This window comes from Amycolatopsis sp. 3B14, from assembly GCF_050958625.1.
In the GTDB taxonomy this organism is placed as follows: Bacteria; Actinomycetota; Actinomycetes; order Mycobacteriales; family Pseudonocardiaceae; genus Amycolatopsis_E; species Amycolatopsis_E thermoflava.
In genome coordinates this window covers 42,976-63,994 of sequence record NZ_JBHZEN010000055.1, presented here as the reverse complement: position 1 = coordinate 63,994, position 21,019 = coordinate 42,976, and the positions used below count along the sequence as shown (strand labels likewise).

The 21,019-nt window shown below is 72.0% G+C and carries 21 protein-coding genes; 9 read left to right on the top strand and 12 right to left on the bottom strand.

The features are described from left to right. Nucleotides 1-56 precede the first annotated feature (56 nt). Complete coding sequence (locus ACCP09_RS28425) at nt 57-2,231, top strand: MMPL family transporter (RefSeq protein ID WP_433751649.1); 2,175 nt, start codon at nt 57-59, stop codon at nt 2,229-2,231. Here ACCP09_RS28425 and ACCP09_RS28420 read toward each other — a convergent pair. Beyond that, nucleotides 2,228-3,001 (bottom strand): DUF1684 domain-containing protein, encoded by a 774-nt coding sequence (locus tag ACCP09_RS28420; RefSeq protein ID WP_027929859.1) that lies wholly within the window; start codon nt 2,999-3,001, stop codon nt 2,228-2,230. The two genes, ACCP09_RS28425 and ACCP09_RS28420, sit on opposite strands and share 4 nt — an antisense overlap. Beyond that, nucleotides 2,998-4,356, bottom strand: a complete 1,359-nt coding sequence (gene pafA / locus ACCP09_RS28415; RefSeq protein ID WP_020417824.1) for a Pup--protein ligase — start codon at nt 4,354-4,356, stop codon at nt 2,998-3,000. The genes ACCP09_RS28420 and pafA overlap by 4 nt, the downstream gene beginning before the upstream one ends. 181 nt (nt 4,357-4,537) lie before the next feature. Here pafA and ACCP09_RS28410 point away from each other — a divergent pair, with 181 nt between their 5' ends. Then, nucleotides 4,538-5,335, top strand: a complete 798-nt coding sequence (locus ACCP09_RS28410) for a pentapeptide repeat-containing protein (RefSeq protein ID WP_433751646.1) — start codon at nt 4,538-4,540, stop codon at nt 5,333-5,335. A 305-nt stretch (nt 5,336-5,640) separates the two neighbouring features. Here ACCP09_RS28410 and prcA read toward each other — a convergent pair whose 3' ends face one another. The 4 genes from prcA to dop form a co-directional block, all read right to left on the bottom strand. After that, complete coding sequence (prcA, locus tag ACCP09_RS28405) at nt 5,641-6,393, bottom strand: proteasome subunit alpha (RefSeq protein ID WP_027929861.1); 753 nt, start codon at nt 6,391-6,393, stop codon at nt 5,641-5,643. A gap of 57 nt (nt 6,394-6,450) precedes the next feature. Then, complete coding sequence (gene prcB, locus ACCP09_RS28400; RefSeq protein WP_017982462.1) at nt 6,451-7,311, bottom strand: proteasome subunit beta; 861 nt, start codon at nt 7,309-7,311, stop codon at nt 6,451-6,453. A 121-nt stretch (nt 7,312-7,432) separates the two neighbouring features. Further along, nucleotides 7,433-7,627, bottom strand: coding sequence for a ubiquitin-like protein Pup (locus ACCP09_RS28395; protein WP_017982463.1), 195 nt, complete (start codon nt 7,625-7,627; stop codon nt 7,433-7,435). A gap of 70 nt (nt 7,628-7,697) precedes the next feature. After that, a complete protein-coding gene (dop, locus tag ACCP09_RS28390) occupies nt 7,698-9,200 on the bottom strand; it encodes a depupylase/deamidase Dop (protein ID WP_027929862.1) in 1,503 nt (500 codons plus the stop codon). Between the two features lie 89 nt (nt 9,201-9,289). Between dop and ACCP09_RS28385 the strand changes: the two genes are divergently transcribed. Further along, complete coding sequence (locus ACCP09_RS28385) at nt 9,290-9,802, top strand: NUDIX hydrolase (protein WP_037323500.1); 513 nt, start codon at nt 9,290-9,292, stop codon at nt 9,800-9,802. An 18-nt stretch (nt 9,803-9,820) separates the two neighbouring features. Here ACCP09_RS28385 and ACCP09_RS28380 read toward each other — a convergent pair whose 3' ends face one another. The 3 genes from ACCP09_RS28380 to ACCP09_RS28370 form a co-directional block, all read right to left on the bottom strand. Continuing rightward, nucleotides 9,821-10,423, bottom strand: coding sequence for a hypothetical protein (locus ACCP09_RS28380; protein ID WP_431902837.1), 603 nt, complete (start codon nt 10,421-10,423; stop codon nt 9,821-9,823). A gap of 66 nt (nt 10,424-10,489) precedes the next feature. After that, nucleotides 10,490-11,467 (bottom strand): aldo/keto reductase, encoded by a 978-nt coding sequence (locus ACCP09_RS28375; protein ID WP_433751642.1) that lies wholly within the window; start codon nt 11,465-11,467, stop codon nt 10,490-10,492. A gap of 37 nt (nt 11,468-11,504) precedes the next feature. After that, a complete protein-coding gene (locus ACCP09_RS28370; RefSeq protein WP_017982468.1) occupies nt 11,505-11,846 on the bottom strand; it encodes a hypothetical protein in 342 nt (113 codons plus the stop codon). Between the two features lie 81 nt (nt 11,847-11,927). Between ACCP09_RS28370 and ACCP09_RS28365 the strand changes: the two genes are divergently transcribed. Then, nucleotides 11,928-12,212: a hypothetical protein gene (locus ACCP09_RS28365; RefSeq protein ID WP_378335269.1), complete on the top strand. Its 285-nt coding sequence runs from the start codon at nt 11,928-11,930 to the stop codon at nt 12,210-12,212. A 58-nt stretch (nt 12,213-12,270) separates the two neighbouring features. On the opposite strand, the gene arc is transcribed toward ACCP09_RS28365, so the two are convergent. Beyond that, a complete protein-coding gene (gene arc, locus ACCP09_RS28360) occupies nt 12,271-14,079 on the bottom strand; it encodes a proteasome ATPase (protein ID WP_026153131.1) in 1,809 nt (602 codons plus the stop codon). Between the two features lie 478 nt (nt 14,080-14,557). On the opposite strand from arc, the gene ACCP09_RS28355 reads away from it, so the two are divergent. After that, the gene (locus ACCP09_RS28355; protein WP_433751639.1) at nt 14,558-15,367 is read left to right on the top strand and encodes a hypothetical protein; all 810 of its coding nucleotides are present in this window, start codon (nt 14,558-14,560) and stop codon (nt 15,365-15,367) included. Nucleotides 15,368-15,398: 31 nt separating this feature from the next. Continuing rightward, on the top strand, nt 15,399-16,187 hold the full coding sequence (locus tag ACCP09_RS28350; protein ID WP_123686872.1) for a hypothetical protein: 789 nt from the start codon (nt 15,399-15,401) through the stop codon (nt 16,185-16,187). A gap of 9 nt (nt 16,188-16,196) precedes the next feature. On the opposite strand, the gene ACCP09_RS28345 is transcribed toward ACCP09_RS28350, so the two are convergent. Continuing rightward, entirely contained in the window at nt 16,197-17,021 is an 825-nt protein-coding gene (locus tag ACCP09_RS28345) for a tRNA (adenine-N1)-methyltransferase (protein ID WP_027929869.1), read from the bottom strand. A 58-nt stretch (nt 17,022-17,079) separates the two neighbouring features. Beyond that, nucleotides 17,080-18,237 (bottom strand): M50 family metallopeptidase, encoded by a 1,158-nt coding sequence (locus ACCP09_RS28340; RefSeq protein WP_433751637.1) that lies wholly within the window; start codon nt 18,235-18,237, stop codon nt 17,080-17,082. A gap of 96 nt (nt 18,238-18,333) precedes the next feature. Here ACCP09_RS28340 and ACCP09_RS28335 point away from each other — a divergent pair, with 96 nt between their 5' ends. The 3 genes from ACCP09_RS28335 (at nt 18,334) to ACCP09_RS28325 (ending at nt 21,001) form a co-directional block, all read left to right on the top strand. After that, on the top strand, nt 18,334-19,200 hold the full coding sequence (locus ACCP09_RS28335) for a RecB family exonuclease (RefSeq protein ID WP_017982475.1): 867 nt from the start codon (nt 18,334-18,336) through the stop codon (nt 19,198-19,200). A gap of 14 nt (nt 19,201-19,214) precedes the next feature. Then, nucleotides 19,215-19,994, top strand: coding sequence for a thioesterase family protein (locus tag ACCP09_RS28330; protein WP_027929871.1), 780 nt, complete (start codon nt 19,215-19,217; stop codon nt 19,992-19,994). Between the two features lie 77 nt (nt 19,995-20,071). Further along, nucleotides 20,072-21,001: a ParA family protein gene (locus ACCP09_RS28325; RefSeq protein WP_378335272.1), complete on the top strand. Its 930-nt coding sequence runs from the start codon at nt 20,072-20,074 to the stop codon at nt 20,999-21,001. Nucleotides 21,002-21,019: the final 18 nt, after the last annotated feature.

Sequence of the window (21,019 nt, the reverse complement as noted above, 5' to 3'; positions counted from 1 at the left end):
TCGGTGGCAAGTTGACGGGTGTCAAGTTTGCGCCCGTCAACATTCGAGGGGATCCCATGTTCGCTCGGCTCGGCCGGTTCGCCGCCGACCACGCACGGCTCGTCCTCGTCGTCGCCGGCGTCCTCCTCGCCGGCGCCGCCGTCCTCGGCATGACCGCGTTCGGCAAGCTCCAGTCCCAGGGGTTCGACGACCCCGGCTCCGACTCCAGCCGCGCCACAGCCCTCGCCGAACAGCACTTCGGCGGCGAGGACAACCTGCTGTTCCTCGTCCAGGCCCGCGACGGCACCGTCGACGACCCCGCCACCCGCGCCGCGGGCGCCGCCCTGACCGAACGCCTCGCCGCCGATCCGGCCCTGGAGTCGGTCACCTCCTACTGGACGACCGGCGCCCCGCCGCTGCGCGCCGACGACGGCCGCTCCGCGCTGATCGTCACCCAGTCCGCCGACACCTCCGCCGACGCGGTCGAGGCCGTCGTGGACCGCTACCAGGGCGAGGACGGCCCGGTCACCCTCACCGCGGGCGGCGGCGCGGTCGTCGGCCTCGACATCAACGACCAGGTCAGCCGTGACCTGCTGGTCGCCGAGATGATCGCGGTGCCGATCATCCTCGTCCTGCTGTTCCTCGTCTTCGGCGGCGTCGTCGCCGCCCTGCTCCCCCTGGTCGTCGGCGGCATCGCGGTGCTGGGCACGTTCGCCGAGCTGTCGGTGTTCGGCTCGCTGACCGACGTGTCGGTGTTCGCGATCAACCTGACCACCGCGCTCGGGCTCGGCCTCGGCATCGACTACGCCCTGCTCATGGTCAGCCGGTTCCGGGAGGAACTCGCCACCGGCGCGGACACCCGCACCGCCGTGATCCGCACCGTGGCCAGCGCCGGGCGCACGATCAGCTTCAGCGCCGCCACCGTCGCCGTCGCGCTCGCCGCGTTGCTGCTGTTCCCCCAGTACTTCCTGCGCTCCTTCGCCTACGCCGGCATCGGCGTCATCGTGATCGCCATGCTCGCCGCGGTGGTCGTGCTGCCCGCGCTGCTGACCGTCCTCGGGCCGCGGGTGAACGCCGCCCGCCTGCCCTGGGCCCGCGGCCGCGCCCCGAGCACGGTGTCCGCGTTCTGGGGCCGGGTGGCCGCCTTCGCGATGAAACGGCCCGCGCTGGCCGCCGTCCCGGTGCTCGTCGTGCTCGTCGCGGCCGCCACTCCCCTGCTCGGCGTCCAGTTCGGCACCCCCGACGAACGAGTCCTGCCGGACACCGCGTCCAGCCGCGTCGTCGGCGACGAGCTGCGCGCGCACTACCCGGCCAACGACAGCCGCGCCATCGAGGTCATCGCGCTCGGCACACCCGACGCGTCCACGATCGCCGGGTACGCCGGCCGGCTGTCCGAACTGGACGGCGTGGCCCACGTGTCCTCCAGCGCGGGCGGATTCAGCCAGGGACGCGCCGACGGCCCGGCCGACCCCACCCTCGCGGCGCCCACCGCGCAGAAGCTGTCCGTCGTCACCACCGCCGACTCCCGGTCCGCCGAAGCCGAAACCGTCGTCGCCGAGGTCCGCGCGCTGCCCGCGCCGCCCGGGCTGGACGTGGCGGTCGGCGGCGACGCGGCCGCGCTGGTGGACAGCAAGGACGCCATCGGCAGCAGGCTCCCCCTCGCGGCCGGCCTGATCGCCGTCACCACGTTCATCCTGCTGTTCCTGTTCACCGGCAGCGTGCTGCAGCCGCTGCGCGCGCTGCTGTTCAACCTGCTCAGCCTGTCCGCCACGATGGGCGTGATGGTGCTGGTCTTCCAGGAGGGCTTCGCCGCCGGGTTCCTCGGCTTCACCCCGCTGCCGCTGGACACCAGCATGCTGATGCTGTTGTTCTGCATCGCGTTCGGGCTGTCCATGGACTACGAGGTGTTCGTCGTCAGCCGCATCAAGGAAGCCCACGACCACGGACTCGGCCCGCGCGAAGCGGTGGTGCACGGGCTGTCCCGCACCGGGCGCATCGTCTCGGCCGCCGCGCTGCTGCTCGCGGTCAGCGTGTTCGCCTTCGGCACCAGCGGCGTGAGCTTCATCCAGATGTTCGGGATCGGCACCGGCCTGGCGATCCTCATCGACGCGACCCTCGTGCGCGGCGTCCTGCTGCCCGCGGGCATGCGGCTGCTCGGCCGCTACGCCTGGTGGGCGCCGGAACCGCTACGCCGCCTGCACGAGCGGATCGGCGTCAGCGAGTCGCCGAAGCAACCCGCCGCGGTGCCTTAACGGCGCTCCCACGGGATCTGCTCGCCCGCCTCCACCGGGAACGGCAACCGGTTCTCCGGTGGGGGCAGCGGGCAGGTCGCGAGGTCGATGAACGCGCACGGCAGGTTCACGGCCCGGTTGAAGTCCAGCTCCACCCGCCCGTCCGCGTCCGGCCCGGCGACCGACAGGCTGCGGTTCGCGGCGTACGTCGTCACCCCCGACGTCGCGTCCGTGAACAGCACCGAGAACGCCGCGCCGCCCTTGCCGTTGAACGCGGTCAGCGCGAACTCCTCGCCCCGGTGGGCGAACCGCAGCACGCCGGGCGAGGAGTACACATGCGACAGTCCTTCCACGACCGCCCCGACCGTCACCGGCCGCGGCTCGTCGTACGGCTCGAACCGGCCGGGCAGCACCCACGCCGGATCCGGCTCGTACGCAGGCACCCCGCGGAACGCCGCCCGCACCGGCGCCGCCGGATCCCGCAACCGCAGCAGGTACCCGCTGCGCCGCGCCACCTCGACGACCCGGTCACCGGCCTTGACCATCTCGCCCGGCCCGCTGTTGACCAGCTCGAACCGCGTCGTGCCGGACACCCCGAACTCCTCGTCCGGATCCACCACCACGACCGCGGCGTCACCGTCCTCGTGCCACGTGCCCGGGATGCCGTCGAACCGCTGCGGCTCGGGCGTCAGCCAGTGCCGCGCCGTGATGCTCAGCCACCCGTGCGGCTCCGCGAGCGCCCGCTCCCGCTCGGCGTGCCAGGACCGCCACGCCTGCTCGAACCCGGTCACAGCGAGCTGATCAGCCGGTCGACGCGCTCGTCCACGGCGCGGAACGGGTCCTTGCACAACACGGTCCGCTGCGCCTGGTCGTTGAGCTTGAGGTGCACCCAGTCGACCGTGAAGTCCCGCCCGGCGGCCTGCGCGGCGGCGATGAAATCGCCCCGCAGCTTCGCCCGCGTCGTCTGCGGCGGCGTGTCCTTGGCCAGCTCGATCTCCCCGTCGTCGGTGATCCGCCGCACCAGACCCTTGCGCTGCAACAGGTCGAACAGGCCCCGCCCGCGCCGGATGTCGTGGTAGGCCAAATCCAGCTGCGCCACCCGCGGGCTGGACAGGTCCAGGTTGTGCTTCGCCCGGTACCGCTCCACCAGCCGGTGCTTGATCGCCCAGTCGATCTCGGTGTCGATCTTGCTGAAGTCCTGCTGCTCCACCGCGTCCAGCGCGCGGCCCCACAGCTCCACCACCCGCTGCGCCGTCGGGCCCGAGTCGTTGGCCTGCACGTGCTGCACCGCGCGCCCGTAGTACTCGCGCTGGATGTCCAACGCCGAGGCCTCCCGCCCGCCTGCCAGCCGCACCGGGCGCCGCCCCGTCAGGTCGTGGCTGATCTCCCGGATCGCCCGGATGGGGTTGTCCAGCGTGAAGTCCCGGAACTGCACACCCTGCTCGATCATCTCGAGCACCAGGTTCGCCGTGCCGATCTTCAGCAGCGTCGTCGGCTCCGCCATGTTCGAGTCACCCACGATGACGTGCAGCCGCCGGTACCGCTCGGCGTCGGCGTGCGGCTCGTCCCGCGTGTTGATGATCGGCCGCGACCGGGTCGTGGCGCTGGAGACGCCCTCCCAGATGTGCTCGGCCCGCTGCGACAGGCAGTACACCGCGCCCCGCGGCGTCTGCAGCACCTTCCCCGCGCCGCAGATCAGCTGACGGGTCACCAGGAACGGCAGCAGCACGTCCGCGATCCGCGAGAACTCGCCCGCGCGCGTCACCAGGTAGTTCTCGTGACAGCCGTAGGAGTTGCCCGCCGAGTCGGTGTTGTTCTTGAACAGGAAGATGTCCCCGCCGATGCCCTCGTCGGCCAGCCGCCGCTCCGCGTCGACCAGCAGGTCCTCGAGGATCCGCTCACCGGCCTTGTCGTGCGTGACGAGCTGCACCAGGTCGTCGCACTCGGCCGTCGCGTACTCGGGGTGCGATCCCACGTCCAGGTAGAGCCGGGAGCCGTTGGACAGGAAGACGTTGGACGAGCGCCCCCACGACACGACCCGCCGGAACAGGTAGCGCGCCACCTCATCGGGCGAGAGCCGGCGCTGCCCGTGGAACGTGCAGGTGACGCCGAACTCGGTCTCGATGCCAAAAATCCGCCGCTGCATCTCTCAATGCTAGGCGCTTTTGGCCCCGGCGCGGTGCGCCGTTCGGGCGGCGACACGCCGGGCGATCGTCGCACCACGTGCCAAGCCACCGAGGACAGGGCTGTCACCAGGGGTTTCCCACGTTGTGGTCCGGGCCACCCGATAGAGTCGTTCCGGACTGCGACAGGGGTGATCCGAAACCGTGACCGGCAACGCGCTGCGAGCCGACTGCGCGAACTGCTTCGGCCTGTGCTGCGTGGCACTGCCTTTCGCCGCCTCCGCGGACTTCGCGGTGGACAAGGACGCGGGCACCCCGTGCCGCAACCTGCTCGGCGACTTCCGCTGCGGCATCCACGCCCGCCTGCGCGACGAGGGTTTCACCGGCTGCACCGTCTTCGACTGCTTCGGCGCCGGGCAGCGCATCTCCCAGGAGACCTTCGGCGGCCGCGACTGGCGCCGGGCGCCGGAAACCCGCGAGGCCATGTTCGCCGCCTTCCCGGTGATGCGGCAACTGCACGAGCTGCTCTTCCACCTCACCCAGGCCCTGGCCCTGCCCGCCGCTCACCCCGTCCACGACGACCTGCGGGCCGCGCTCGAGGAGACCGACCGCATGGCCGGGAGCGACCCCGCCGACCTGGTCCGGCTCGACATCGCCGGCCACCGCGAGCGGGTGAGCGCCCTGCTGCTGCGCGCGAGCGAACTGGTCCGCGGCAAGCGCGGCAAGAACCGCCGCGGAGCCGACCTGATCGGCGCCAAACTCCGCGGCGCCGACCTGCGGGCCGCCAACCTGCGTGGCGCCTACCTGATCGGAGCGGACCTTCGCCGCGCCGACCTGCGCCAGGCCGACCTCATCGGCGCGGACTTCCGCGGGGCCGACCTCGCGGGCGCGGACCTCACCGGCAGCCTGTTCCTCACGCAGGCCCAGGTGAACGCGGCCCAGGGCGACGGCACGACCCGCCTCCCCGAGGGGCTCGACCGGCCCGCCCACTGGCGCCCCTGACCGGCTCCATCGCGCGCCCACCGCCCGCCATCGCGCTACGCCGGACCGCGGCTGCACCGCCGCCACCGCACCCGGAGAAACCGAGCCCGCACCGCCCGCACCACACCCGGCACCCGGCACGCCAAGCCTGCGCAGCCGCTATGACCAGCGTGGTCCACCCGAGGCCGCGGGCCGCATTCACGACGCCCCCGTGCCCCCGGGCCACCCCCGGCGACACTGCGCGGCGCAGCGGCCCATCGCCCCGCACACCGTCCGGAAACGCGAAAGGCCCCCGGACCGAAGTCCGAGGGCCCCCTCACCCGAGCTCAGCTCGCCGGCGGCGTCTCGCCGTCCTCCGGCTTCTCCTCCGCCTCCCCGGCGGAGGCGGCCGGCTGCTCCGGCAGCAACGCGTCCAGCGCCGCACCCTGGATCCGCCGGAACTTGCGCCCCGGCCGCTCCCGGTCCAGCACCGCGACCTCCAGCTTCAACGGCGCGCTGTCCCCGTTGTTGCTGACCGCCCGCAGCGCGTCCAACGCCACCTTCAGCGCGTCCCGCAGCTCCAGGCCGTCCTCGTAGATCTCCTTCAGCTTGTTCGCCACCGGCTCCGTCTGGCCACCGGTCACGACGTACCGCGGCTCGTCGAAGATCGAACCGTCGTAGGTCAGCCGGAACAGCTGGTCCTCCTCCGGAACCGACCCCACCTCCGCCACGCACAGCTCCACCTCGTACGGCTTCAGCTGCTCGGTGAAGATGCTGCCCAGCGTCGCCGCGTACGCGTTCGCCAGCGCACGCGCCGTCACGTCCCGGCGGTCGTACTGGTAACCCTTCAGGTCCGCGTGCCGGATGCCGGCCACCCGCAGGTTCTCGTACTCGCTGTACCGGCCGACCGCAGCGAAGCCGATCCGGTCGTAGATCTCGGAGATCTTGTGCAGCGTCGTCGACGGGTTCTCCGCCACGAACAGCACCCCGCTGCGGTACTTCAGCACGACCACGCTCCGGCCGCGCGCGATGCCCTTGCGCGCGAGCTCCGAGCGCTCACGCATCAACTGCTCAGGAGAGGCGTACAGCGGCATCGTCACGGTGAGGCTCCAAGAATGCTCGAAGGAAGGGAAGTTCGGCTACGGCGACCGCGCGGATCAGGTCCGGCCGTGGGTGGCCTGCTCGGCCCGGCCCGCGACGACCGCCTCCGCCACCGCGGCGGCCTGCTCGTCCGGCAGCCGCACCGCGCCACGCTCGGCGGTGATCGTCACCAGCGTCGGGAAGATCCGGCGAACCAGGTCCGGCCCGCCCGTCGCGCTGTCGTCGTCGGCCGCGTCGTACAGCGACTCCACCGCGGTGCGCACCGCGGTCTCCTCGTCGGCCTCCGGGTCGTACAGCTTCTTCAGCGCCGACTTCGCGAACAGCGACCCCGACCCGATCGCGTGGTAGCCCGCGCGCTCCTCGTACCGGCCACCGGTCACGTCGTAGGACACGATCCGCCCGGCCCGCTTCGGGTCGTCGGCCTCGATGTCGTAGCCGACGAACAACGGCAGCGCCGCCAGACCGGCCATCGCCACGTCCAGGTTGCCCTTCACCATGGTGGCGAGCTTGTTCGTCTTGCCGTCCAGCGACAGCGGAACGCCCTCGATCTTCTCGTAGTGCGCCAGCTCGACCGCGTAGAGCCGCACCAGCTCCAGCGCGATCCCGGCGCTGCCCGCGATGCCCACCGCGGAATAACCGTCGGTGACGTGCACCTTCTCCATGTCCCGGGACGCGATCAGGTTCCCCGACGTCGCCCGCCGGTCACCGGCGATCAGCACGCCGCCGGAGAACGACACGGCCACGATCGTGGTGCCGTGCGGCGCGTCCAGCTCACCCGCACCGGAATTGGGCAGCTGCCGGCGACCCGGCAGCAGGTCAGGCGCCTGCATGCGGAGGAACTCGGCGAACGACGACGTCGTGCTCGAGAAGAAGGCAGCGGGCAGCGCGGAGCCCGTGGGGCCCGAGGTGTGTTCCATACGTGCTCGTGGTTCCCATCGACGAAGTGTGGCGCTCCCGCGGGCACAACACCCGCGGAAGCGCGACAGCCGGCACTACAAGCTACTCGGTGCGACCACCCTAGTGGCCGCGGGTGAGCGGTTACTCGCCGCCCTTTTGCACGTAGGCGCGCACGAAGTCCTCGGCGTTCTCCTCGAGCACGTCGTCGATCTCGTCCAGGATCGTGTCGACGTCCTCACCCAGCTTCTCGCGGCGTTCCTGGCCGGCCGGGGCACCACCCTCGACCTCGTCGTCGGAGCCGCCGCCACCGTGCTTCTCGATCTTCTCCTGAGCCATCTCGCCTCCCGGTGAGTCTTGTCCCTAGCCTACCCAGAGACCACGACAATCGGTGGTTTTCCCGCTGCGGTCAGTCGGAACCCGTCAGCGCCTCGACCAGTTCCTCGGCCGTTTCCGACTCGTCCAGCAGCCGCCCGACGTGCGCCTTCGTGCCCCGCAGCGGCTCCAGTGTCGGGATCCTGACCAGCGACTCCTTGCCCACGTCGAAAATCACCGAGTCCCACGACGCGGCCGCGATCGACGTCGCGTACTTCTCCAGCGCCCGCCCGCGGAAGTAGGCGCGCGTGTCCTCCGGCGGGTTCGTGATCGCCGCCTGCACCTCCTCCTCGGTGACCAGCCGCTTCATCGAGCCACGCGCCACCAGGCGGTTGTACAGGCCCTTCTGCAGCCGCACGTCCGAGTACTGCAGGTCCACCAGGTGCAGCCGCGGCGCGGCCCACCCCAGGTTGTCCCGCTGCCGGTAGCCCTCCAGCAGCCGCAGCTTCGCGGGCCAGTCCAGCCGGTCCGCGCACTCCGCCGGGTCCCGCGCCAGCGCGTCCAGGATCTCGCCCCAGACCCGCAGCACTTCCTTGGACGTCGCGTCCCCGCCCGTGCGCTCCAGGTGCGCCGCCGCCAGCTCGTGGTAGGCGAACTGCAGGTCGAGGCCGGTGTACTTGCGGCCGCCCGCGACCCCCACCTTCGTCTTCAGCGTCGGGTCGTGGCTGATCTGGTGCACCGCCCGCACCGGCTCGTCCAGCTTCAGGTCGTCGAACCGCTGACCGGCCTCGATCATGTCCAGCACCAGCGCCGTCGTGCCCAGCTTCAGGTACGTCGAGTACTCGGCCATGTTCGCGTCGCCGATGATGACGTGCAGCCGCCGGTACTTGTCCGCGTCCGCGTGCGGCTCGTCGCGGGTGTTGATGATCCCCCGCTTCAGCGTCGTCTCCAGGCCGACCTCGACCTCGATGTAGTCCGAGCGCTGCGACAGCTGGAAGCCGGCCTCCTCGCCCTGCGGGCCGATGCCCACCCGGCCCGAGCCGGTGACCACCTGCCGCGACACGAAGAACGGCGTCAGCCCCGCGATCACCGAGGTGAACGGCGTCGACCGGGCCATCAGGTAGTTCTCGTGGGTGCCGTAGCTGGCGCCCTTGCCGTCCACGTTGTTCTTGTACAGCTGCAGCACCGGCTGCCCGGGCACGGTGGCCGCCCGCATCGCGGCCTCCTCCATCACCCGCTCGCCCGCCTTGTCCCAGATGACCCCGTCCCGCGGGTTGGTCACCTCGGGCGCCGAGTACTCCGGGTGCGCGTGGTCGACGTAGAGCCGGGCGCCGTTGGTCAGGATGACGTTGGCCGCGCCGAGGTCCTCCACGTCCGGGTCGTGCCCCGGCCCGCCGGGCCCTGCCAGGTCGAACCCACGGGCGTCGCGCAGCGGCGACTCCACCTCGTAGTCCCACCGCGCGCGGCGCGCCCGCGGGATGTCCGCCGCCGCCGCGTAGGCCAGCACGACCTGCGTCGATGTCAGTACCGGGTTGGCCGTCGCGTCGCCCGGCACGGCGATGCCGTACTCGACTTCGGTTCCCATGATCCGCCGCATGTCCCAAGCCTACGGGTCGCGGGCGGCAACGGTGAGTGGGCCACCGGTTGCGACCAGGTAAAGCACCTGGTTCTGCCATGCTGTCGGGGATGGTGAGCAGTGCTGAGGAAATGGTCGCCCACTACGACGCCGCGGGCGCGGTCGTGGGCCGGGTGCGCCGCGCCGACATGCGCGAACAGGGGCTCTGGCATGCCGCGACGCTGGTGCTGGTGCGCTCCGGGGACGGCTCCCGCGTGTACGTGCACCGGCGCTCGCCGGACAAGGACGTCTTCCCCGGGCTGCACGACTGCTGGGCGGGTGGCGTGGTCGCCGCGGGCGAAACCCCCGCCGAGGGTGCGGAACGGGAGCTCGCCGAGGAACTGGGCGTGCGCGGCGTGCCCCTGCGACCCCTGTTCACGTTCACGTTCGACCAGCCGCCGCTGCGCTGCCATTACTTCGCCTACGAGACCCGGTGGGACGGACCGGTCGTCCACCAGCCGGAGGAAATCGTCTCCGGCCGGTGGATGTCCCTGGACGAGCTGCGGGCCTTCGCAGACGACCCGGAAAGCCCTTTCGTGCCCGACGGCAGGCACGCGATCCGCGAGTGGTTCCGCCGCGGGTAGCGCTTTCCGGGCCCGGCGTCAGCTCCGCGGCAGCTTCCCGGCGGCCAGCGACGCCAGGCCCTTCACCGCTTCCGCGGCCCGGTTCTGCGTGCTCGCGGTGACCTGCAGACCGGACAGCACGTGCCCGCCGGCCAGCAGCAACGTGCAGGTGGTGCCGTCACACCAGGCGCGCGCGGCCTCCGCGCCCGCCGGGCGGGTGACCGTCAGCGCCGTACCGTCGCAGTCGACCTGCGCCAGCACCTCGGCCGCGGTGCGGTCGAGGTAGCCGGTGACCTGCTGCGTCAGCGAGGAACCGCTGTTGTAGAGCCAGGTCGAGCCACGCGGGTCCCCGGCGGGCACGGCGTCGAAGCAGGATCCGTTGGCAGCGCGGGCCGCCGCCTCCCGCACACCCTCCCCCGACAGGTCGCTCTTGGTGAGCACCGCCGCCGCCACGTCCTCGGCGATGTGGTTCACCGGGGTGTTCGCCGCCGCCTGGCCGACCGAGACGCTCGGCGAGGCCGACGGCGTCGTCACCGGCGTCGTCGTCGCGTCCGCCGGCTTGTCGTAGTAGGTCTCCAGGTCGTTCGGGCGATCCGCGCACCCGGTGAGCCCGGTCAGCACGACCGCGGCCAGGACCACCATCCCTCCATGACGCACGGTGACGTTCCCTTCAGTATGCGTTGTGGGCGCTGAGATTAGTCGAAGCCTTCACTGCCACTGCAGCGAGGATCGCCGATCCCAGTACCGTTCCGGCGGCTCGGCCAGCGGCCGCAGCGCCGCCAGTTCGCCCCGTGGCAGGTCGACGCCGTTGGCAGCGAGGTTGGCGGCCAGCTGCTGCGGACTGGACGGGCCGATGAGGACCGTGTCCGCCCACGGCTGGGCCAGCACCGCGGCGATCGCGACGGCGTCCGCGCCGACTCCGTAGCGTCGCGCCAGCCGGGTGATCGCGGGCGGCGGGTTGACCACCAGCCTGCCGTTGGCGAGGGTTTCCTTGACCAGCACCAGGTTCCCGGCCGCGTGCGCCTCCGCGAGCGCGGGACCCGCCGACGGTTCGAGCAGGTTCCAGGTCGACTGCACGGCCGAGAACACCGGCCGCCCGGCCACTTCCAGCTCGAACGCCCGCCGGATCACCTCGGCCTGCCGCGGCCCGGACGTGGAGAACCCGACGCGCACGCCGTCGTCGCTGAGCGCCGCCAGCGCCCGCTGCAGCGCCTCGTCGGTGAACAGCGGGCTGTCCACGGTGAGCGAGTGCACCTGGTAGAGGTTGATGGCGTTGCCGAGCAAGGAACGGCTTTCGGTCCACTGACGGGAGAACACGCCCGCCGAGTGCTCCTTCACCTCATGCATCGTCGCGTCCATGCGCCACCCGCCGACGTAGGTGTAGCCCCACTTGCTGGACACGGTGAGGTCGCTGTGGCCGCGTTCGGCCAGCCACCCGGCGAGGAACTCCTCGGCCCGGCCGTAGGAGCGGGCGACGTCGATCCAGCGCACACCGGCCGCGTACGCCGCGTCGAGGACCGCGAACGTCGCCTCGCGCATCGTCCGCACGTCCCGCCGGACCGGGAGCTCGCTGCTCCGGCCGAGGTTGATGTAGGCGGGCCGCCCGAGGGCCGCCAGGCCGAGTCCGATTCGCAGGGGACTGTCCTTTCCGTGCGGGTTTTCCGGGGTGCCCGCGGAGCGGGCCACCGGCGGTTCTTCGCCGAAAGCCGTCGCGTATAGGTCGTTATACGCCTGATGCTCGTTGCCGGAGGATCTCCAGCCACTGCTCGGAGTTCAGCGCCTGCCGGTGCAGCTTCTCCAGCCGCGCCGCGGGCGCCCGCACGTAGCCCTTGCCGAAGACCGGCGCGATCTGACGCAGGCTGGCCCCCTCCTCCCGCGCCGCCAGCAGCACCCAGTCCGAGGCGTCGGCGCAGGCCGCCGACGCGCGCCGCAACTCCCCCAGCAGCCGGATCAGCTCCTCCGGCGGGACGGCGTGCGCGCGGACCGCCTGGGCGGTCTCCTCGAGCCAGGCCAGGACGTCGGCTTCGGTGATCGGGGCGCGGATTTCGGCCGCGGGCTCGGTCATGGCGCGCAGTATAGGTCGTTATACGGCTGTCGGGGGACGACACGCCGGGCAACCGGAGCCGCCGCGGAGCGTCTTCACCACGTGCCCGACAAGATCATCCGCCGGCTCCGCGGCGCGGCGGCCGCGCTCGCCGTGACGGTCCTCTTCACGCCCGTGCACGCGGGAGCGCTGCTGATGTTCGTGTTCTCGGCCGGGCGGTACGACTCCAGCGGGCAGGGCGGGCCGTTCCGCAGCTGCACGGCCGATTCCACGTCCTGCGAGGGCCCGAACGTGGTGGCGATGATCATCTGCGCGCTCGTCGTGCTCGCCGGTCTCACCCTCGCCGCACTCGCCGGGATCAGGGCCGCCCGGCCCAGGACGCCCTGACACGGCGGAGGCCGCCGACCCGGACGGATCGGCGGCCTCCCCTGGCTCGCGCCTGCGGTTACAGGTACTGGCCGGTGTTCGTGGCCGTGTCGATGACGCGGCCGGACTCCTGGTTCTTCCCGGTGACCAGCGTGCGGATGTAGACGATCCGCTCGCCCTTCTTGCCCGAGATCCGGGCCCAGTCGTCCGGGTTGGTGGTGTTGGGCAGGTCCTCGTTCTCCGCGAACTCGTCGACGATCGCGTCGAGCAGGTGCTGCACCCGCAGACCGGGCTGCTTGGTCTCCAGCACCGACTTGATCGCCGCCTTCTTCGCCCGGTCCACGATGTTCTGGATCATCGCGCCCGAGTTGAAGTCGCGGAAGTACAGGACCTCCTTGTCGCCGTTGGCGTAGGTGACCTCGAGGAACCGGTTCTCGTCCGTCTCCTCGTACATCCGCTCGACGGTGTTCTGGATCATCGCGTCGATCGTGGCCTGCGCGTCCCCGCCGAACTCGGCGAGGTCGTCGGCGTGGATCGGCAGCCCCGGCGTCAGGTACTTGGAGAAGATGTCCTTCGCACCCTCGGCGTCCGGCCGCTCGATCTTGATCTTCACGTCCAGCCGGCCCGGCCGCAGGATCGCCGGGTCGATCATGTCCTCGCGGTTGGAGGCGCCGATGACGATGACGTTCTCCAGCCCCTCGACACCGTCGATCTCGGCCAGCAGCTGCGGCACGATCGTGGTCTCCACGTCCGAGGAGACGCCGCTGCCGCGGGTGCGGAAGATCGACTCCATCTCGTCGAAGAACACGATCACGGGCGTGCCGTCGGAGGCCTTCTCCCGAGCCCGCTGGAAGATCAGGCGGATGCTCCGCTCGGTCTCGCCGACGAACTTGTTGAGCAGCTCCGGGCCCTTGATGTTGAGGAAGTAGGACTTGGCGTCCTTCGAGTCGCCGTCCCCGCGCGCCTCGGCCACCTTCTTGGCCAGCGAGTTGGCGACCGCCTTCGCGATCAGCGTCTTACCGCAACCGGGCGGGCCGTAGAGCAGGACGCCCTTGGGCGGCCGCAGCTCGTACTCCCGGTAGAGGTCGGCGTGCAGGAACGGGAGTTCCACCGCGTCGCGGATCTGCTCGATCTGCCGTCCGAGACCACCGATGTCCTCGTACCGGACGTCCGGGACCTCCTCCAGCACGAGGTCCTCGACCTCGGCCTTCGGCACGCGCTCGTAGGCGTAGCCCGCCTTCGAGTCCACCAGCAGCGAGTCGCCCGGCTTGAGCGTCTGCGCCGCCAGCGGATCGGAGAGCCAGACCACCCGCTCCTCGTCGGCGTGACCGACGACGAGAGCGCGGGCGCTGCCACCCTCCGTGGCCGGCGTCAGGACCTCGCGCAGCGAGCAGACCTCGCCGGTCAGCTCGAAGTCGCCGGCCTCGACGACGGTCAGGGCCTCGTTCAGCCGGAGCGCCTGACCGCGCTGGAGGGAGTCCACCTCCACCGCGGGCGAGACGGACACCCGCATCTTGCGGCCCGCCGTGAACACGTCGACGGTGTTGTCCTCGTACGCGGCGACGAACACGCCGTACCCGCTGGGGGGCTGGGCGAGCCGGTCGACCTCTTCGCGCAGCGCGAGGAGCTGTCCCCGCGCCTCGCGGAGGGTCTCCACGAGCTTGTTGTTCCGCTCCGTGAGCTGGGCGACTCGTTCCGACGCCTCGGCGAGGCGCTGTTCCAGCACACGGTTCTGACGGGGTGATTCGGTTAGTTTCCGCCGCAGCAGAGCCACTTCCTCTTCCAGGAAGCGGACCTGCCGCGCCTGCTCGTCCGGCGTCGTTCCAGCTCCACTGATCTCTGAAGGGTCGGCGTCCTCGTGCCGACCTCCGGGAAGGTCGTGTTGCATGTCGGCACCTCCTCGGAGTGCTTTTAACCCACGGTACCGGCGATCACCGACATGAAAAGCCCTATCCGCATCACAGGATCGGCGCGTCGCATCACGAACCCGGACGGAACCGTTACACAGGCGTCCCGGCAGGCGGTCGGCGAACCGCTCGAAAAACTACGGACAGTAGCCACCCGGCCACCAACAGCGGCCATCCGGGCGGTGAGCGATTCACTCATGTCACGACCACCCAACCAAGGCTTTACAGGACATTCACAGGGCGTCTTCCCCTTCTCCTCCTTCTTCAAACCCGGGCGGTTTTCACGTCACCGCACCGGATCGCGGGCCGCCACGCCGGGCGGCCAAGATCGAGTTGTCCGATATCGGCGCTACGATCGCTCGCGTTGCAGCCCCGGTTCGCGTCCGGGGAGAAACCGGATGCCGCTTCGGCGCGTCGAAGGCAGGCAGACACCCGACGTGAACGAGGAGACGGCCGTCCATGACCTACCCGCCGCACGGCCCGGGCCAGCCCGGGCCCCACGGGCCGCAGGGCCCGCGAGGCCCCTACGGACAGCCGGGCCCGTACGGGCAGCAGCCCGGACACCCGCAGGGCGGACCGCGGCAGCCCGGCTACCCGCAGGGCGCGCCTCAGCACCCGCAACAGCCGCAGCACCCGCAGACCCCGGCGCCCGGGTTCCCCGGCGCGATGCAGCAGTTCGGCGCTCCGGGCTTCGGCGCTCCGGGTTTCGACGCCGGGGGCGGCCCTGGTGGTGAGGCGCCGAGGAAGAAGAAGACCGGCCTGATCGCCGTCATCGGGGCAGCTGTGGTCGTGGTCGCCGGCGTGGCCGTCACGCTGGTGCTCACGCTCGGCGGCAACGAGGAGGACCACGGCACCACCACGGCCGCCGCGGGCTCCTCGTCCGCCGCGAGCCCCACGGGGCGCGCGAACTCCTCGACCGCCACCGCGCCGTCGTCCCGGTCGTCCCGCTCGTCCGCTTCCACCGCCGCGGGCGGTGGCGCCGCGGGCGGCGCGGACAGCGTCGCCCAGCAGGTCGTGGACGCCATGAACGCCCGCAGCGCCAGCCGGTACGCCGCGCTGACCTGCGGCGGCGCCACCGACAGCGAGGTGTCCGCGCTGCAGTCCCAGTGGGACGCGGCCACCGAGCTGCAGGCCACCATCTCCGGCCCGGCCGAGATCACCGGCGACACCGCCAAGGTGCCGGTCGCGCTGCGTTACAACGGCGACCAGCAGAATGCGAAGATGCCGCTGAAACGACAGGGGTCGAACTGGTGCGTCGACGAGTCCTGAGCCCACCCATCCGAGAAGGGGTAACCCGATCATGACCTACCCGCCGCAACAGCCCGGGCCCTACGGGCAGCAAGGCCCCTACGGGCAGCAGGGCCAGCCGGGCCCCTACGGGCAGCAGCCGGGCGGCGGCTACCCCCAGCAGCCCGGGCAGCCCCAGGGCGGGCCGCAGCAGCCCGGGTACCCGCAGGGCGGGCAGCCCGGCTACCCGCAGACGCCGCCGCCCGGCTTCCCCGGCGGCACGCAGCAGTTCGGCCAGAACCCCTACGCCGACTCCTACGCGACGCAGCAGTTCCCGGGCGGGCCGGGCGGGGAGCCGCCGAAGAAGAAGACCGGCCTGATCGTCGGCATCGCGATCGCCGCGGTGGTCGTCATCGGCGGCGCGGTCGCCGCCATCCTGCTGCTGACCGGTGGCGACGACAACAACAACTCCGCCGCCCCCAGCACGAGCGCCGCGCCGCCGGCGAGCTCCAGCGAGAAGGCGCCCAGCAGCTCGCGCACGCCGACGTCGACCTCTGCGCCGAAGGGCACCGCCGCGCCGGGCGGGAAGTCCACGCCGGAGGAGACCGCGCAGGCGATCGCCACCGCGTACAGCACCGGGGACAAGGCGACCATCCAGTCGATGGTGTGCGCGAGCCGCCCGCAGTCGGTGCCGGACATCCCGTCCGGCATCACCGTCACCGTGACCGGCAGCCCGGACGTCTCCGGCGACACCGCCTACGTCCCGGTGCACGCGGTCGGCCCCGGCGGCACCAACGACTTCGAGCTCGGCCTCGCCAACGAGGGCGGCGTGTGGTGCTACCTGGGCGACCGGACCAACTGACGGAGGACCTCAGCCGCGGCTCGGCCTGCGCTGCGGCCGCGGCGGGGTCACCCCGTCGGCCAGCCGGCGCGTGGTGAGCAGGAAGGCGGTGTGCCCGACCATCCGGTGTTCCGGGCGCACCGCCAGGCCCACCACGTGCCAGGGCCGCACGAGGCTCTCCCACGACTCGGGCTCGGTCCAGCCCTGCATCTCCCGCAGCGCCTCGGTGACGCGCGACAGCTGGGTCACCGTCGCCACGTACACGACCAGCACCCCGCCGGGGACGAGGCTGCGGTGGACGGTGTCGAGCACCTCCCACGGCGCCAGCATGTCCAGGATGACCCGGTCGACCTCGCCCTCGTGATTTTTCAGGTCGTCGACCTTGAGCGTCCAGTTCGACGGCCGCTCGCGGAAGAACCGCTCCACGTTCTTGACCGCGTGCTCGGCGTGGTCCTCGCGCACCTCGTAGGACAGCACGCTGCCCTCCGGGCCCACCGCGCGCAGCAGGGAGCAGGTCAGCGCGCCGGACCCGGCGCCCGCCTCCAGCACCCGCGCGCCCGGGAAGATGTCGCCCCACATCACGATCTGCGCCGCGTCCTTGGGGTAGATCACCTGCGCGCCGCGCGGCATGGACAGCACGTAGTCCGCCAGCCGCGGCCGCAGCGCCAGGTAGGCGGTGCCGCCGACGGACGTGATCACCGAGCCCTCCGGCTTGCCGATCAGGTCGTCGTGCTTCAGCGCGCCGCGGTGGGTGTGGTACTCCTCCCCCTCGGCGAGCACCAGCGTGTAGTTCCGCCCCTTCGGATCGGTCAGACGCACCCTGTCGCCCGGGCGGAACGGCCCGCTCACCTGCACTTGATTGACTCCTCGAAACTCGCGCGATCGCAGCGCTCGATCTTCGCAGACCCGCCGGTCAGCGGACGCGGCGGGCCGACAGCGCCGAGCGCAGGTCCTCGCGGCGCAGCACCCCGGCCGGGCGGCCCTCGTCGTCGACCACGAGGAACTGCCACGCGGCGGTCTCGCGCACCCGCTCGGCGATCTCCTCCCCTGGTTCGGAGGCGAGCAGCACGGTCTCGGCGCGGATCGGCTCCGCGGCGAGCTCCGCCGGGGCCTGCGGCGAGGTCTCCGCGAGCCGCTCGGCGGCGCCCTCGTCGAGCAGGCCGGCCGCGACGCCGTCCGCCCGCACCAGCACCACTCCCCTGCCCGCGGCCGCCGCGAGCGCGTCCGACACCGGGCTCTCCGCGGGCAGCTGCAGCACCGGCCGGGTCAGCTCGGTGACCGCTAGCCCCTCCGGCCAGCCGCGGTTGGCGTCGGCGGCCAGTTCGGACGCGGCGCCCGCGGCGACGAACCACGCGGTGACCACGCAGACGCCCAGCCGCAGCCAGCGGTCCTCGCTGCCGGAGACCATGCCGACCATCGACCACACCAACAGCCCGGCCGCGACGATCCCGCCGCCCACCACGGCCGCGCGCGTGCCGCTGGCCCGCCGCCCGGTGACCGCCCACACCCCGGCGCGCAGCATGCGCCCGCCGTCCAGCGGCAGGCCGGGGAGCAGGTTGAACACGCCGACCGCGAGGTTGGCCACGGCGCACTCGGCGACCAGCAGCCACACCGCGCCGTCCGGCGGCACGGCGAACATCAGCAGGCCGCAGAACGCCGCGAGCAGCACGGACACGACCGGTCCCGCGGCGGCGATCAGCCCCTCCTGCCCCGGCCGTCGCGGGGTGCGGGCCACTTCGGACAGACCGCCGAGCAGGAACAGCCGCAGCCGCCGCACCGGGATCCCCATCCGCAGCGCCACCACGCAGTGGCCCAGCTCGTGGGCCAGCACCGACAGGCCGAGCAGCACGGCGAACGCCGCGGCCAGCGCCCACGACGTGGCCGCGGTCGCGCCGGGCAGGAGCCGGTCGACGAGCGGCTGGTAGAGCACGACCACCACGAGCGAGCCGATCCACCAGGACGGGGCGAGCAGCACCGGCACGTCCTGGACCCGGAACAGCAGCAGGCCGCCGTCGGCGGTGGTCAGCACCCGCCTCGGCTGGTTTCCTCCGTGCTCGCCGGTCGCGGCCATGCCGGACAGGGTAGAGCGTGTGGTGTCAGACGGCCGTGACCCGCCGCGGCGCGCGGCGTCGCGATCTTGTCGGACCCCTCGTTTAGGGTGCGGGGTATGGCTCAGACGGCGACCACGGATCCCCAGCTCGGCGTGCGCCGCCCCGCGCTGTCCCCCTCGCGGGCCAGCGACTTCAAACAGTGCCCGCTGCTCTACCGCTTCCGGGCGGTCGACCGGCTGCCGGAGGTGCCGACGAAGGCGCAGCTGCGCGGCACGCTCGTGCACTCGGTGCTGGAGCGGCTGTTCGCGCTGCCGAAGACCGACCGCGAACCCGATCGCGCCCGCGAACTGCTCGCGCCCACCTGGAGCGAACTGTCGGCCGACAACCCGGAGTGGGCCGAGTTGTTCGACGGCGAGGACGTGCAGGGCTGGCTGGAGTCGGCCACCAAGCTGCTGGACAGCTACTTCCAGCTGGAGGACCCGCGCCGGTTCGACCCCGAGGCGTGCGAGCTGCACGTCGAGCTGGAGCTCGAGTCGGGCGTCCGCCTGCGCGGGTACGTCGACCGGCTGGACGTCGCGCCCACCGGCGAGATCCGCGTGGTGGACTACAAGACCGGCGCCGCGCCTCGCGAGATCGGCGAGGCCAAGGCGATGTTCCAGATGAAGTTCTACGCCGTGGTGCTGTGGCGGCTGCGTGGCGTGGTGCCGCGCCAGCTGAAGCTCATGTACCTCACCGACGGCCAGTCGCTCGCCTACGCCCCGGACGAGGCCGAGCTGCGCCGGTTCGAGCGCACGCTGGAGGCGATCTGGCAGGCGATCCTCAAGGCGGGCAAGACCGGCGACTTCCGGCCGAGCCCGAGCCGGCTCTGCGACTGGTGCGCGCACCAGTCGCTGTGCCCGTCGTTCGGCGGCACGCCACCGGAGTACCCGGGCTGGCCGGAGCCGGACCCGGGTGTGGAAACAGCATTGGACCGTGCTGACTGACGGGCGGACTGAGAATGACGGAGAACGCTTTCTACCTGCCGCTGGGCGGCGACCGCTACCAGCCGACCGAGCACACGGCCGGGCCGTGGACGCCGGAGGCGCAGCACTTCGGGCCGCCGTCGGCGCTGCTCGCCCGCGCGCTGGAGAACCTGGCCGCCGACCGGCCGGGGCTGCTGGCTCGGGTCACCGTGGAGATCCTCGGCCCGGCGCCGCTGACCGAGCTGTCCCTGCGGTCCTGGGTGGAGCGTCCGGGGCGGTCGGTCGAGCTGCTCGGCGCGGAACTGCACGACGGCACGCGAGCGGTCGCGCGGGCCTCCGCGTGGCGGATCGCCGAGGCCGACACCACGGACGTGGCCACCGAGGAGCCGGCGCCACCGTCCCCGGAGGACTGCCGTCCGGCGTCCTGGCCCGACACGTGGGGCCGCGGCGGTTACCTGGGCGCGATGGAGTGGCGGGTCATCGCAGGGTCGCCCGCGGAGCCGGGCCCCGCTTGGGTGTGGGGCAGGCAGCGGGTCGAGCTGGTGGCCGGGGAGAAGCCGACGCCGCTGCAGCGGCTGTTCGCGGTCGCCGACACCGGCAACGGCGCGTCGAACTTCCTGGACCCGGCGAAGTGGTGGTTCATCAACAGCGAGCTGACCGTGCACCTGCGGCGCGCTCCGGTCGGCGAGTGGATCGCGCTGGACGCGCGCACGCTGGTCGGCCCGTCCGGGGTGGGCACGGCCACCAGCACGCTGTCCGACGTACGGGGCCAGGTGGGCCACGGCGCGCAGGCGCTGATGGTGCGGACACGCTGACGGGCGTGACCGTCCCCCGCGAGCCGCACGAGATCCACTACTCTGCGGCCAGAACCGACTGACCTGGGAGCGCTCGAGTGCAGATCACCTCGGTGGTCAACCAGAAGGGCGGCGTCGGCAAGACGGCGCTGAGCGTCGGGGCCGCCGCGGCGCTGGCCGAACGCGGCCGCCGGGTGCTGCTGATCGACCTCGACCCGCAGGGTCACGCGACCACGGAGATGCTGGGCCTGGAGGAGGTGCCCCCGCAGGCGCCGAGCCTGGCCAAGGCGCTCACCAAGATGTGGAAGGGGCCGGTCGAGGAGCTGATCGTGCCGCACCGGCGCAGCAACATCGGCCCCGGCGGCGCGTTCGACGTGATCCCGACCTCGCCCGGCATGTTCGACCTGGTGCGCAGGCTCGACCAGTTCCGGGTGCCGGGCTGGCAGCTGGCGCGGGTCGTGCAGTTCGCCAACTACGACCACGTCATCATCGACTGCCCGCCCGCCCTGGACGTGCTGACGAACAACGCCCTCGCGGCGACGCACGGCATCCTGGTGCCAGTGCAGCCGGACCGCACCAGCATCCGGGCGCTGCGGCTGCTCAACGACCAGCTGTACTACGTGCAGACCGCGCTGAACCGCCCGCCGATCCCCTATTTCGGGGTGGTGCCCGGCCTGTACCGGCGGCCGATGTCGGGGTACGCGGTGGCGGCGCTGGAGGAGCTCAAACAGTTCGGGTACCCGCTGCTGGCGCACGTGCCGCTCGGGGTGGTGATGAACGAGGCCGCCGCGCACGGCATGCCGGTCACGACGTTCGCGCCGGAGACCACCCAGGCGTTCGCGTTCCGCGAGATCGCGGCGGTGCTGGACGGGCACCTGGCGCGGCAGCAGCCCTCGGCCCCGATCCCCGCCGAGGACGACTTCGTGTTCGAGGACTTCATCACCCAGGTGGCGCAAACCCGCAACGAGAACGACAACGGCGCGCGGAAGAAGCTGTACGACCTGATGCCCAAACGCCCCCGCGACTAGTGAGATCGTTCATCCCGG

Excerpts from the sequence above, each read along its gene's own strand:
- ACCP09_RS28425 (WP_433751649.1), top strand. The coding sequence starts at position 57 with ATGTTCGCTCGGCTCGGCCGGTTCGCCGCCGACCACGCACGGCTCGTC.
- pafA (WP_020417824.1), bottom strand. The coding sequence starts at position 4,356 with ATGCAGCGGCGGATTTTTGGCATCGAGACCGAGTTCGGCGTCACCTGC.
- ACCP09_RS28340 (WP_433751637.1), bottom strand. The coding sequence starts at position 18,237 with ATGGCCGCGACCGGCGAGCACGGAGGAAACCAGCCGAGGCGGGTGCTG.
- arc (WP_026153131.1), bottom strand. The coding sequence starts at position 14,079 with ATGCAACACGACCTTCCCGGAGGTCGGCACGAGGACGCCGACCCTTCA.
- ACCP09_RS28395 (WP_017982463.1), bottom strand. The coding sequence starts at position 7,627 with ATGGCTCAGGAGAAGATCGAGAAGCACGGTGGCGGCGGCTCCGACGAC.
- ACCP09_RS28350 (WP_123686872.1), top strand. The coding sequence starts at position 15,399 with ATGACCTACCCGCCGCAACAGCCCGGGCCCTACGGGCAGCAAGGCCCC.
- prcB (WP_017982462.1), bottom strand. The coding sequence starts at position 7,311 with ATGGAACACACCTCGGGCCCCACGGGCTCCGCGCTGCCCGCTGCCTTC.
- ACCP09_RS28380 (WP_431902837.1), bottom strand. The coding sequence starts at position 10,423 with ATGGTGGTCCTGGCCGCGGTCGTGCTGACCGGGCTCACCGGGTGCGCG.
- ACCP09_RS28385 (WP_037323500.1), top strand. The coding sequence starts at position 9,290 with ATGGTGAGCAGTGCTGAGGAAATGGTCGCCCACTACGACGCCGCGGGC.
- ACCP09_RS28335 (WP_017982475.1), top strand. The coding sequence starts at position 18,334 with ATGGCTCAGACGGCGACCACGGATCCCCAGCTCGGCGTGCGCCGCCCC.
- ACCP09_RS28355 (WP_433751639.1), top strand. The coding sequence starts at position 14,558 with ATGACCTACCCGCCGCACGGCCCGGGCCAGCCCGGGCCCCACGGGCCG.
- dop (WP_027929862.1), bottom strand. The coding sequence starts at position 9,200 with ATGCGGCGGATCATGGGAACCGAAGTCGAGTACGGCATCGCCGTGCCG.
- ACCP09_RS28330 (WP_027929871.1), top strand. The coding sequence starts at position 19,215 with ATGACGGAGAACGCTTTCTACCTGCCGCTGGGCGGCGACCGCTACCAG.
- ACCP09_RS28370 (WP_017982468.1), bottom strand. The coding sequence starts at position 11,846 with ATGACCGAGCCCGCGGCCGAAATCCGCGCCCCGATCACCGAAGCCGAC.